This window comes from Algibacter sp. L4_22 (genome assembly GCF_023473045.1).
Taxonomy (GTDB): domain Bacteria; phylum Bacteroidota; class Bacteroidia; order Flavobacteriales; family Flavobacteriaceae; genus Algibacter.
The window spans coordinates 1-13,385 of sequence record NZ_JAMCOK010000002.1 but is presented as its reverse complement, the minus strand read 5'-3'; the positions used below and the strand labels follow the sequence as shown (position 1 = coordinate 13,385).

The window sequence follows — 13,385 nt, the reverse complement described above, 5'->3', positions numbered from 1 at the left end:
TTTTTTTTTGATTAAAATCGGTTTTAATGAATAGATTAGATAGCAAAAATTAAATATATGCAAAACCATTTATATAAATCATTTCTCAAGTTATATTGAGATTGGCTTTTGTAAATTGTGCTAAAATTAGCTATTTATTATTGTTCATGCCGCATATTTTTAAAACACAATCCCTTAAAGTTCCCTATGCCTTTTTATCAATTATTTTTATTTTACTCTCCTATAACTTTACGGCATTCGCGCAAGAGGACATAAAGAAAGATTTACAATCTAAAATTAAAATACTTCGGGAAACTCCCAATTTCAAAAAAGATACCACTTATATAAATTTATTGTTTGAGATGGGTAAACAATATCTCCAATATAATGTAGATAGTTTACTCATAGTTTCAAACGAATCCATTAAATTCAGCAAAGCTATTAAATACCCTAAAGGAGAAATACAAGGCTATTTAATTCAAGGTAATTACTATTCTGATATAGGTGAAAAAGACCAAGCAATTGCATTTTTTTTAAAGGCACTTTCACAAGCAAAAGTCATTAATAATTTAGACCTATTACTACAATCTAAAGTTAAATTGGCAACAGAGTATAAATACAAAGAAGATTATGCCCATGCATTAAAAGAATATCTAGATGGTATCGAAATTGCTAAAGAAAATAACAAGAACAAATGGTTATCCATTTGTTACATAAACATTTCTGTAATATATAATGTCCAAAAAGAAGAAAACCAAGCGATCTTATTTTTAACGAAGGCCATGGAAATCAACAAAAAAGGTGATGATGATATATTAACAGCAAAAACCCTAGCCAATTTGGCTTCTTCCTATATTGAAATAGGAGATTTTAAAAGTGCTACTGATAATATTAATGAAGCTATATCCATTTTTGAAGATGCTAAATTAGATTTATGGTTAACCTATATTTACGAATTAAAAGCAGCAATTTATCTAAAACAAGAGAAATTTAATAAAGCTTTAATATGGTTGAAAAAAAGTGAAGTAATTCATAACGGTATTGATCAAACAAGATTCAAAATACCTTTATACACATTTTTAGCCAAAACTTATTTGGGCCTTAAAAATTATGATGTAGCAGAAGCCTATGGTATAGCAGCTCTGGAAATATCAAAAAAACTAAGTGCCGTAGAAGAACGAGATATTACATTAGAAGTTCTTTATAAAATCGAAAAAGATAATAAGCAACCTGAAAAAGCCCTTGCTTATTTAGAGGAATTAAAAGCGATTAGAGATACCATAAATAAAAACAATAATATACAAGAACTAAGAATACTAAAATCTAACCTAGAATCGGTACAAGAAAAAGAACAATATATCTTAGAGAATGAGAAAAAGGACGCAAAACAACTAAGCTATACTTATATTTCTGCGTTAATTATTTTAGCCTTTTCTATCATCATCATCATTCTTAAAAAGAACAATAAAACTCAAAATAGTCTAAATAAAAAACTAATAGAAAATACCGAAGCATTAAAGAGAAATGAAGTTCGCTTAAATGATGCTAATAACACTAAAAACAAGCTTTTCTCTATTATTGCACACGATTTAAAAGGCCCTATTAATTCGTTTAAGAGTCTTTTCGATTTGTTTAATAAAAGTGAGCTAACTACAACTGAGTTCATGGAATTTATGCCTCAAATAAGTGAAAATATAGATTCCATTGCTTTTACATTAAATAACTTATTAAGCTGGGGACAAACCCAAATGAATGGTTTAGTCACCAAACCGAATTATACAACCATTAAAACTTTAGTAGACGAAAGTATTAAGCTGCTATCTAAACAAGCGGAAGCAAAATCGATAACAACAACAAATAATATAGATCTTAAGGTGATTACTTGGTGTGATAAAAATCAAATCGATATTGTTATTCGTAATTTAATTAGCAATGCCGTTAAGTTTACTCGCAAACATGGAACGATAACCATTGATGCTTCAGAAAAATCTGGTTTTTGGGAAATAGTAGTTAAAGATAATGGTGTTGGCATGCGAGAAGACTATCAAATTAATCTTTTTAAAGAAGAAGAAACGGTTACATCTTATGGAACTAATAATGAAAAAGGAACTGGTTTGGGAATTAGAGTTTGTAAAGAAATGGTAAAAATTAATGGAGGAACCATTTGGGTAGAAAGTGTATTAAACCAAGGCTCTTCTTTTTATTTTACTATTCCTAAAACTAAAAAACTTTAATTTGAAATAAAAAAGTCCTTCATTTTAGGCAGCCTTTTGTTTATTTATAAATAGGCTACTTTTTACCTTATATTCTCATTTTCTTCATCAATTCACATAAAATAAAAGCATTGTTTTTTTTTGCAAAAAATACACTTAATCGATAAAAAATACACTTCATCGATGTGATTGTTGAAAAAACACCCAATAACCGGTAAGAAATTGTGTGTAAATAATTTTGAATCCTATATTGCAGTAGGTATGTCTTAATTTATAATATAACAAACTATTTAGCATTTCTCATGCAGTGTATTTTAAAAATACAACACCCCAAACTTTCCTATACTTTTATATGGATGGTTTTTATTTGCTTTTTCAATATATTTTCTGCTTTTGGACAAGAAGATGTAAAGAAAGATTTGCAACGTAAAATTAAAACATATCAAGCTACTTCAAATTTTAAACAAAACCCTATCTATATTAATTTATTGTATGATTTAGGCTTGCAATATGCCGAATACAATCTAGATAGTTTACTTATTGTTTCTAACGAATCTATAAAACTAAGTAAAACTATAAATTACTCTAAAGGAGAAATACAAGGGTATTTAATTGAAGGCCTATACTATTCTAATATAGGAAAGCAAGATCGCGCCATTTCATGTTTTTCAAAAGCACTTTCCAAAGCAGAAGCCATATCACAAATAGATTTATTGCTAGAATCTAAAATTAAATTAGCGGTAGAGTATAAATACAAAGACAATTACGCAAAAGCGCTAAAACAATATTTAGATGCCATAGAAATAGCTAAAAGATACAATAAAGACCAATGCCTATCTAGATGTTATGTAAACATATCTGTAATATATCGGGTCCAAAAAGAGCATATTCAAACCATTTTATATTTAACTAAGGCCCTAGAAGTCTACAAGAAAGATGGAGATGATGTCGAAGTTGCAAAAATCCTAAATAATTTAGCGGCTTGCCATATCAAAACAGGAGATTTAAAAAGCGCCACCAATGCTATAGATAGTGCTATCCCTGTTTTCGAAAAGGCAAAACTAGATTCCTGGCTCTCCTATGCTTACGAATTAAAAGGAACTGTTTATATAAAAAAGGAGAAATTCAATCAAGCTTTAAAATGGTTAAATAAAAGCGAGGAAATTCATACTAACATAGATAAACGCCGCTACAAAATCCCTTTATACCTACACTTAGCCAATACATATTTAGGCCTTAAACGTTCAGATATAGCGGAAGGTTATGCATTAAAAGCGCTGGAAATATCCAAAGCATTAAATATTTTAGATGGACGTGATGAGATATTAAAAATTCTCTATAAAATTAAAAAGGCAAATAACAGCTATGAAGAATCCCTTACTTATTTAGAAGAGTTAAAAGACATTTCGGACACCATTAATAAAAAGAATAATATAAAAGAACTAAGGATACTAAAATCTAATCTTGAGTCTGAACAAGAAAAGGAACAATATATATTAGAGAGTGAACAAAAACAAGTAATACAGCGCGGTTATATTTATATTTCAGTATTAATTATTTTGGCTTTTTTAATCATTATCATCATTCTTAAAAAGAACAATAAAACTCAAAATGTTTTAAACAAAAAACTGATAGAAAACACTCTAGCTTTAAAGAAAAACGAAGCCCATTTAAACGGTGCTAACAATACTAAAAACAAACTATTCTCCATTATTGCTCACGACTTAAAAGGCCCTATTAATTCGTTTAAGAGTCTTTTTGATTTGTTTAATAAAAGTCAACTAACTACAGCAGAGTTCATGGAGTTTATGCCCCAAATAGGCCAAAATATTAACAGCATTGCTTTTACTCTAAACAACTTATTAACTTGGGGGCAAACCCAAATGAATGGTTTAGTCACCAAACCTAATTATACAACTATTAAAACTTTGGTAGACGAAAGTATCAAGTTGCTATCTAAACAAGCAGAAGCAAAATCGATAACAACAATTAATAATATTGATATTAAGGTGGTTACATGGAGTGATAAAGATCAAATCGATATTGTTATTCGAAATTTAATAAGTAATGCCGTTAAGTTTACACGCCAACAAGGAACGATAACTATCGATGCTTCGGAAAAGTCGGATTTTTGGGAAATAGTAGTTAAAGATAATGGTGTTGGGATGAACCAAGAAGATCAAATAAACATTTTTAAAGAAGAAGAAACAGTTACATCTTATGGAACCAGTAACGAAAAAGGAACAGGCTTAGGCCTTAGAGTATGTAAAGAAATGGTAGAAAATAATGGTGGAACTATCTGGGTAGAAAGCTTATTAAATCAAGGTTCTTCTTTCTATTTTACGATTCCTAAAACTAAAACATATTAAGTAAATTTTATAAGAGAAACTCTACAATATCAGATTAAGTTCTAGATAAATTTATTAATACTTCATAATAATTTTAGCTTTTAGATCCAAAAATAGGCTATCCCTTTGAATAACTTTTTATTACAGCTACCCTATTTAGATACTTTACATCTACTATTTATCAGAAAAAAACGATCCTTTAATTTTCTTACAAACATCTTTTTATCGATTAAAAATGCTTTTAATCGATAAAACATATTGAAAAGTAGCTAAAACCATGTAAAAATTTATTGAGATATATTTTTGTGGCTTATATTGCGATGGGGATTTCGTAAATTATAATACAACAAGCTATATCGTATTGCTTATGCAACATATTTTAAAAAACAAACATCCCAAACTTTCTCATACATTTATATGGGTAATTTTTATTTGGTTTTCCAATAGCTTCTCGGCCTTTGCACATAATGGTATAATAAAGGATATACAACGTGACATTAAAATACTTGAAAAAACTTCGAATTTTGAAAAAGATACCACTTATATCAATTTATTAAATAAACTAGGCGAAGAATATCACAACTACAATTTAGATAGTTTACTCATTATTGCTAACAAAACCATTAAACTAAGTAAAGCTATAAAATATACAAAAGGTGAAGCAGATGGGTATATCATTAAAGGTGGTTACTATTCGGATATTGGTGAACAAGACCAAGCCATCTCTTGTTTTTCAATAGCCTATTCCAAAGCAAAACAGGATAATGATATAAAAATCATTCTGCAATCCAAAAACCAATTGGCTACAGAGTATATGTATAAGGAAGAGTATGCTAAATCATTAAAAGAGTATTTAAAAGGTATTGAAATAGCTAAGGAAAACAAAAAAGATTCTTGGCTGTCAACATACTACATTAATATTTCTGTTTTATACAGTCTTCAAAAAGAATATGAACAGACCATATTGTTTTTAAAGAAGGCTATGGAAGTCAATAAAAGAAATGGTGATAAAAAATTGCTAGCTATAACACTTTCTAATTTAGCTTTTACTTATATTGAAGTTGGAGATTTAGCAAGTGCCGATTCTGATATAAACGAAGCTATTATTGCATTTGAAAAGCTTAAACTAGATGATTGGCTAACTTATGCTTATGAAATAAAAGCAACTGTACATCTCAAAAAAAATCAATTAAATAGAGCTCTAATATGGGCGAAAAAAAGTGATGAAATTCATAAAAATATCGACCAAAAGAGATATAAAATACCTTTATACCTTCTTTTGGCTAAAATACATTTTGGACTTAAAGATTATGAGTTAGCCGAAACATATGGAGTAAAGTCATTAGAAATAACCAAAGAACTTAATAATTTAGAAAACCGCGATGAAATTTTAGAAATTCTCTATAAAATCAAAAAAACAGACAAGTGTTATAAAGAATCCTTAACTTATTTAGAAGAATTAAAATCAATTTCGGACACAATAAATAAAAAAAATAATATAAGAGAATTAAGAATACTAAAGTCTAATCTTGAGTACGAACAAGAAAAAGAGCAATATATAAGAGAGAATGAACAAAAGCAACTTATACAACGTAGCTATATTTATATATCCGTACTAGTTATTCTAGCTTGTGCCATTATCATCATCATTCTTAAAAAGAATAATAAAACTCAAAATCGTTTAAACAAAAAACTAATAGAAAACACACTAGCACTTAAGAAAAATGAAGCCCATTTAAACAACGCTAATAGTACTAAAAACAAGTTGTTCTCCATTATTGCACACGATTTAAAAGGTCCAATTAATTCGTTTAAGAGTCTTTTCGACCTATTTAATAAAAGTGAATTAACAACAGAAGAATTCATGCAGTTTATGCCTCAAATAGGCGAAAACATTGATAGTATTGCTTTTACCTTGAACAACCTATTAACCTGGGGACAAACCCAAATGCATGGCTTAGTCACCAAACCTAATTATACAACCATTAAAACCTTGGTTGATGAAAGCCTTAAATTACTAGCCAAACAAGCAGAAGTAAAATCGATTACAGCAACCAATAACATAGATCAAAAGGTGGTTACATGGAGTGATAAAGATCAAATTGATATTGTAATTCGCAATTTAATTAGTAATGCCATGAAGTTTACTCGCGAACACGGAGAGATAACTATTGATGCTTCGGAAAAATCTGATTTTTGGGAAATAGCAGTTAGAGATAATGGTGTTGGGATTAGCCAAGAAGATCAAATAAACATTTTTAAAGATGAAGAAACGTTTACCTCTTATGGAACCAGCAACGAAAAAGGAACAGGCTTAGGGCTTAGAGTTTGTAAAGAAATGGTGCAAAACAATGGCGGAACTATTTGGGTAGAAAGCACTTTAAATCATGGATCCTCTTTTTATTTTACGGTTCCAAAAACAAAAAAACTTTCATTATAAATTAGAGTTTCATTTTAGAATAATAATTATTAACGTATTCTAACAATTTGAGGTTTACAAATAAAGATCTAATTTAGTGTCATTTTTTGTTCACGGACACAATGTTATAATTCTTTCTTAACACCTTTTTGGCCTGTAAAAAAGGTTTAACCGAGTAGTTTATCCGAAGATTAATTTATTATAAGTAAAATCGTGTATTTATCTCTTTTTGCTACTTATATTTTAACAAGGATTTTGTAAATTGTACTATAACTCAGCCTATAGTATTGCTTATGCACCTTAACTTAAAAATACAGTATCCCCAACTTTTCTATGTATTTATATGGATACTTTTTCTTTCATTTTCTAATAGTTTTTCGGCATTTTCGCAAGAAGACATAAAGAAAGATATACAGCATAAAATCAAAAAACTTAAGGAAACTCCTAATTTTAAAAAAGATACTACTTATATTAATTTATTACACGACTTAAACTGGGAATATATTCACTATAATTTAGATAGTTTGCTTTTTACTTCCAAGGAGATTATTACCCTAAGTAAAGCCATTAAATATACTAAAGGTGACGCTAAAGGTCATTTTTTTCTAGGTATATACTATTCTGATAAAGGAGACCAAGATCAGGCTATCTCCTATTTTTCAAAAGCACTTTCAAAAGGCGAAGAAATTAATGACACATTAATTATTATACAATCCAAAATTGAATTGGCCAGAGAGTATGAGTATAAAGAGGAAAATGCTAAATCTTTAAGAGAATATTTAAGCGCTATTGAAATTGCTGAAAAAAGTAAAAACGATTCCTGGCTAAGTAATTTATATCTAAACGTTTCTGCCCTTTATGGTAACCAAAAAGACCATGAACAGTCCATATTATTTTTAAAGAAGGCTAAGGAACTAAATAAAAAAACTGGAGAAGAAGAAAGAACAGGAATAATTCTTTCCAATCTAGCAATTGCTTATACCTCAATGGGAGATTTAACAAGTGCCAATTTAAATATAAATGAAGCTATTTCTATTTTCGAAAAACTTAAAACAGATGATTGGCTTGCTTACATTTATCAAATAAAAGCCAATATTTATCTCGAAAAAAATCAATTTAACGAGGCACTTATATGGTTAAAAAAGAGCGAAGTAATTCATGAAAACATCGATTCCATTAGAGAAAAAAAACAATTAAACCTCCTTCTATCAAAAGCTTATTTTGAACTTAAAGATTATGAAGTTTCCGAAGCCTATGCTTTAAAAGCACTAGAAATATCAAAAGAGCTCAATGTTTTAACAAACCGCGATAAAATTTTTGAAATTCTATATAAAATCAAAAAAACAAATAATGATCCGGTTGCCGCACTCACCTATTTAGAAGAATTTAAAGCCATTTCTGATACAATAAATAAAAACGATAATATAAAAGAATTAAGAATATTAAAGTCCACTCTGGTCGCTGAACATGAAAAGGACCAATATATTTTAGCGAATGAGAAGAAGGATGCTAAACAACTTAGCTATACATATATTTCTGCGTTAGTTATTTTTGCCTTTTTAATAATTATCATTATCCTTAAAAAGAATAACAGAACTCAAAATATTTTAAATCAAAAACTGATAGAAAATACGTTGGCTTTAAAGAAAAACGAAGCTCATTTAAACGATGCAAACAACACTAAAAACAAACTATTCTCTATTATTGCACACGATTTAAAAGGCCCTATTAATTCATTTAAATCATTATTCGACTTGTTTAATAAAAGTGAACTAACTACAACCGAGTTCATGGAGTTTATGCCTCAAATAGGAGAAAACATCGATAGTATTGCTTTTACTTTAAATAATTTATTAACCTGGGGACAAACCCAAATGAATGGATTAGTTACCAAACCTAATTATACAACCATTAAAACTTTGGTAGACGAAAGCATTAAATTACTGTCTAAACAAACGGAGGCAAAATCGATTACAATTGCAAACAACATCAATCAAAAGGTAATTACATGGAGCGATAAAGATCAAATTGATATTGTAATTCGTAATCTAATTAGCAATGCTGTGAAGTTTACTCGCGAACATGGAGCGATAACTATCGATGCTTCGGAAAAATCTAATTTTTGGGAAATAGTGGTTAGAGATAATGGCGTTGGTATGAGCGAAGACGTTCTAAATAATATTTTTAACGACGAAGAAACTTCTACCACTTACGGAACCCAAAACGAAAAAGGAACTGGCTTAGGATTAAGGGTTTGTAAAGAAATGGTGCAAAACAACGGCGGAACTATTTGGGTAGAAAGCACTTTAAATCATGGATCTTCTTTTTATTTTACGGTGCCAAAAACAAAAAAGCTTTAACTCCATTTTCAAAAAATACATTTCTTAAATGTTTTAAATCTTTCCTTCATCATTTAAAGGCTAATTTACAACAAGGTTCCAAGCTTTGATTTGTATTTATATTAAAACTATAAAACCTGTAGTAATAACTAAAAAGGTTAAAATAATTATACTTCTATTCTATGATGATTTAAAAAAACGTAACAGAAAGAATTTATAACATATAATCCTCGATAACAAACACTTAATATAATTTGTTTTAATTATTTGTCTGTAATTGGTATAAAATGCAAAGCACGTAATTCCATAAGATCTCCTTCAGGGATACTGTCAGCGTGTATTTTAAATATCATATTTCCTGATGAAAGATTTACACTTCCAAGATCTTGCTTAATGTAATCTTTATCTCTTAATCTTCTTTTGTCCGATAATGTTGTGCCTGATAGAGCCGTATTACCAACCTCAACAGTAAACTTATTTGATTGCTTGAAAGTTTTATATTCTGCAACAACCCTAAATTTACCCGCTTCGGTAAGATATACTGGCCATGTTATAGATTGGTTCTTATCCTTCCAGCCAGAAACACCGTTATTGGTTATTTTACCATTTCCATATTTAAATTCACCGCCAACAGCTATTCCATCGAAAGCGCGAAGCATATTATTTTGGCTTGTTGAAATCATGCGATGTAAATCAACATTCTCTGCATCATCTACCTCAACAACCAGTACACTACTCGCTGCATCAGGAGCTTTGGCTGGAACTTCAAATTCTATAGTCTTATTATCTGTACGTTTATAAGCTATTGCCGTTTGCGTTTTATCAGACAGTAGATACGCTTTATTCACCTTCCCTAAAAATCCGCCTAATTTTAGAATTCCGTCAGTTGGCCAATCGAAGACCTGTAAATAAAATGCATTTTTCTTTCTTGTAGACTCACCCCATGCTTGTACTGGTAGTGTTGTTCGAACGGCACCATGGATACTTGCTTCATTAACGTCCATCCACCGGCCTATGCCTTCAAGTATATTAATATCAGTAGCATCAATTATACCGTCGCCTTTAGGACCGATATTAAGCAGCATATTTCCGCCTCTTGCAACTGCTTTAACCAAAACCCGAACAAGAAATTCAGGTGTTTTATGACTACGATCTGACTCATTATAACCATACGATTCGTTGGTGGTTGGTATGGCTTCCCAATCCCCTTCTTTTGCTGGAAAATCAACAGCACGATCCCCAGTGCTCGCATAATCACCAAAATGTTCTGGACCACCATCATAACCAGATACAACACGACTATTAATCACGATGCTAGGTTTGGCGGAACGAGCAGCTTTTAAAATACGTAAGTTCTCTTCGGGTGGAAGCTTATGTGGAGTATCAAACCACAAGAAATCAGGATCGTACTTAGAGATTAGTTCTTTAACTTGAGGGATTGATTTCTCGTCAACGTATTTACGAATTCGAGGAGCAATCTCCGGGTGTTCATCAAACCACTTCGTGTTTTTTGATGCAAATAAATGTTTGTCTCCACCTGGGTTTTTATAATCCCAATCATTACCAGGCCCATTAGGTTCTCCCCAGTCGAACGCATGTGAATAATAAAAGCCAAATTTTAATCCATTTTTATCACAAGCAGCCTTAAGTTCTGCCATCGGGTCACGGCCAAAAGGCGTAGCGTCTACAATATTATAATCGCTAGCATCCGAATCGAACATAGCAAAACCATCATGATGTTTAGCTGTAATTATTACATATCGCATACCTGCTGCCTTAATAGTTTTTACCCACTCATCTGCATTAAACTTTGTAGGATTAAATATTCCAACAACATCTCGTCGGTATTCTTCACAAGAGATTTTTGCCATACGTTGTATGTGCTCTCCATAACCACTATATGCTTTTCCTTTCCAACTGCTTCCAAGTATCGCAGATGCTCCCCAATGAATAAAACAACCAAATCGCGCATCGCGCCAATCCTCCAAACGTTCTTCTCGGTTTGTTTTAGCATCGCGCCACCATTGCAAATCTGGGCTACCCGTCGCTATATCCATCTGCAAACGAGGTAAAGGAGGCATAATTGGCGTATGGCTAGTTTGTCTACTTATGTCTGCGGTATTTTTACATTGAACAAATAACAATACTATAACAATGCAAAACACAGGCATTATGGTTGTTTTTAAATTGTTTTTCATTTGCATAAATTTTTACTTTATTATAGTATTATTTAATTATTGCTAATGTTTAGCAATGAGGATTTTTCGAAAGAAAATCAGAAGCTAGCAAACGAGCAACTAACTTTGGTTAAGCTAAAAATAGCAATTTTTTATATACTATGTTAAGCACTGGCTTTTTATAGTTTTTTTTGTCTCAAATTATATAGATCAATAAATTTGTGTAATTCATCTTCCATGTCGGCAGTAGGAAAGTATTTTCCCATTTCAGTATCGAATTCTACCCATTTTTCTAAACCAGCATCCTTGGCGAAGGAAAATATTTTTTGTTCGAAATTTTCAGACTTTTTTGAAATATTATCATCTATTGTTTTATGGCTGTTTAGTATCCAATCTCCACAATAGCCTATAATAAGTAGAGTTTTATATTCCTCTTTTGTTAATTCTATTTTCATAATTTTATTCAAATGGCTCTTTTGGGAGATTTTTTAAATTTTTTATATATCTGTCATTATCAAATGGTTTACTCATTTTAATAATCTCAAACAATTCTACAGCCAGACACTGTCCTATCATTTGTCGCGTTTGAAAGTCATTATATCCAGTATTTGTCAATTGGTTATATATGATTTTTGTTTCCGGAGGATCATTATTTTCCAGTTGATTTTTTACTATTTCTGATATCTGCTCTCTTAATATTTCATTTTCTTTCATGTTCAAACAGTTTTCTTGCTTGTGCCTAACGTTTATGTATAAAAATATTGCCGGTTTGTATGCGAGGATTTTCCGAAGGAAAATTAGAAGCTAGCAAACAAAGCAACTAACATTGGTTAAGCTAAAAATAGCAATTTTTTATATACTGTGTTGTAAAACGTTTTTTAATCCAAAGCAATTATTCCCGATATCTTTCATTTTTTGGTAAAGTCCATATGTTGAGAACTCTGCTTTTAAGTCCATTTGCACTATCTGGCTCAACAATTTCTATCTCCGTAATACCAATTAATGCTATGTTATATTTTTCGCTTTCTAATAAATAGCCATCAATATAGATTTTTCCTTTTTTTTTCAATCCGAAAAATTGATTCAATTCTGATTGATTTTTGCTTTCTGGAATTTTTTTTAAATCCACAAATAATATTCCTTGTTCGGTGAGATTATAATAGTCAATCAGTTCTTTATTCGGAAGCTCTTTTAATATTGACATTTCATTGATTTTAGATTTTATCTCATCCTCTGAAGTTCCCAAACTTTTTATTAAATATTCATTTCCAATAATATTTTGATTGAAAATGAAAGATGGTTTTTGAGTTTTTGCTTGTGGTAGTTTTATATAATCTTCCTGAGAAAAAATGTTTATTGAAACTAATAGCATCAAAATTAATATCAGTATTTTTCGCATTTTGTATTATACTGATATAGGTTGACTCTTTTTAGTTAATATTTAGACGTTCAAACTATTTTTTTCAGCCGTTTAGAAGGCAAAAAAATAGTTTGAACTAGTTCTGTTCTTAAATCTTAAGTTCAGGTAAATTTACATTATTTTTTCGATAGGATTTGTATTTGATGTTTGGATTGAGATGGACTTCAGCAGGTTTTCTGAGATCCAGGCTAAAATGTGTTCTCAAATTGTTATAAATATAGACTGCTTGTTGTGTCATTTTTTGTGCTAATTCAGTGTTTTTAATGGTTTGTTTTAATCCATATTCATATTTAAGAGTTCTATTAATGCGTTCTGCAACAGCATTTTCGTAAGGATCGTATTGTTCAGTCATACTCATTGTAATGTTGTTGTTTTCAGCGAATGTTGTGTATTTCGGATTGCAGTATTGAAAACCTCTATCCGAATGATGGATAAGCTTTTTATCAGGGTATTTCCTGTTTTTAATAGCCATAGCGAGTGCATCCGTACA

Annotated in this window: 9 protein-coding genes; 4 read left to right on the top strand and 5 right to left on the bottom strand. The window is 30.3% G+C overall.

Going from position 1 to position 13,385, the window contains the following annotated elements; all coding sequences use genetic code 11:
• Nucleotides 1-146: 146 nt before the first annotated feature.
• From M4I23_RS04645 to M4I23_RS04630, 4 genes are all read left to right on the top strand, one after another.
• Nucleotides 147-2,213: an ATP-binding protein gene (locus tag M4I23_RS04645; protein ID WP_249753610.1), complete on the top strand. Its 2,067-nt coding sequence runs from the start codon at nucleotides 147-149 to the stop codon at nucleotides 2,211-2,213.
• Between the two features lie 281 nt (nucleotides 2,214-2,494).
• Nucleotides 2,495-4,561 (top strand): tetratricopeptide repeat-containing sensor histidine kinase, encoded by a 2,067-nt coding sequence (locus M4I23_RS04640; protein WP_249753609.1) that lies wholly within the window; start codon nucleotides 2,495-2,497, stop codon nucleotides 4,559-4,561.
• Nucleotides 4,562-4,907: 346 nt separating this feature from the next.
• Entirely contained in the window at nucleotides 4,908-6,980 is a 2,073-nt protein-coding gene (locus M4I23_RS04635; RefSeq protein ID WP_249753608.1) for an ATP-binding protein, read from the top strand.
• Between the two features lie 272 nt (nucleotides 6,981-7,252).
• Entirely contained in the window at nucleotides 7,253-9,319 is a 2,067-nt protein-coding gene (locus M4I23_RS04630; protein ID WP_249753607.1) for an ATP-binding protein, read from the top strand.
• A gap of 242 nt (nucleotides 9,320-9,561) precedes the next feature.
• On the opposite strand, the gene M4I23_RS04625 is transcribed toward M4I23_RS04630, so the two are convergent.
• From M4I23_RS04625 to M4I23_RS04605, 5 genes are all read right to left on the bottom strand, one after another.
• Complete coding sequence (locus M4I23_RS04625) at nucleotides 9,562-11,496, bottom strand: alpha-L-fucosidase (RefSeq protein WP_249753606.1); 1,935 nt, start codon at nucleotides 11,494-11,496, stop codon at nucleotides 9,562-9,564.
• A 158-nt stretch (nucleotides 11,497-11,654) separates the two neighbouring features.
• Nucleotides 11,655-11,930: a hypothetical protein gene (locus M4I23_RS04620; RefSeq protein ID WP_158850280.1), complete on the bottom strand. Its 276-nt coding sequence runs from the start codon at nucleotides 11,928-11,930 to the stop codon at nucleotides 11,655-11,657.
• A gap of 4 nt (nucleotides 11,931-11,934) precedes the next feature.
• Nucleotides 11,935-12,189, bottom strand: a complete 255-nt coding sequence (locus tag M4I23_RS04615) for a hypothetical protein (RefSeq protein WP_249753605.1) — start codon at nucleotides 12,187-12,189, stop codon at nucleotides 11,935-11,937.
• A gap of 178 nt (nucleotides 12,190-12,367) precedes the next feature.
• A complete protein-coding gene (locus M4I23_RS04610) occupies nucleotides 12,368-12,874 on the bottom strand; it encodes a hypothetical protein (protein ID WP_249753604.1) in 507 nt (168 codons plus the stop codon).
• A gap of 109 nt (nucleotides 12,875-12,983) precedes the next feature.
• On the bottom strand, nucleotides 12,984-13,385 hold a 402-nt coding region (locus tag M4I23_RS04605), incomplete at its 5' end, for an integrase core domain-containing protein (RefSeq protein WP_249753603.1).

What these genes read in the sequence shown, in the direction of transcription:
- M4I23_RS04645 (WP_249753610.1), top strand. Translation starts at nt 147, where the DNA reads ATGCCGCATATTTTTAAAACACAATCCCTTAAAGTTCCCTATGCCTTT.
- M4I23_RS04640 (WP_249753609.1), top strand. Translation starts at nt 2,495, where the DNA reads ATGCAGTGTATTTTAAAAATACAACACCCCAAACTTTCCTATACTTTT.
- M4I23_RS04635 (WP_249753608.1), top strand. Translation starts at nt 4,908, where the DNA reads ATGCAACATATTTTAAAAAACAAACATCCCAAACTTTCTCATACATTT.
- M4I23_RS04630 (WP_249753607.1), top strand. Translation starts at nt 7,253, where the DNA reads ATGCACCTTAACTTAAAAATACAGTATCCCCAACTTTTCTATGTATTT.
- M4I23_RS04625 (WP_249753606.1), bottom strand. Translation starts at nt 11,496, where the DNA reads ATGAAAAACAATTTAAAAACAACCATAATGCCTGTGTTTTGCATTGTT.
- M4I23_RS04620 (WP_158850280.1), bottom strand. Translation starts at nt 11,930, where the DNA reads ATGAAAATAGAATTAACAAAAGAGGAATATAAAACTCTACTTATTATA.
- M4I23_RS04615 (WP_249753605.1), bottom strand. Translation starts at nt 12,189, where the DNA reads ATGAAAGAAAATGAAATATTAAGAGAGCAGATATCAGAAATAGTAAAA.
- M4I23_RS04610 (WP_249753604.1), bottom strand. Translation starts at nt 12,874, where the DNA reads ATGCGAAAAATACTGATATTAATTTTGATGCTATTAGTTTCAATAAAC.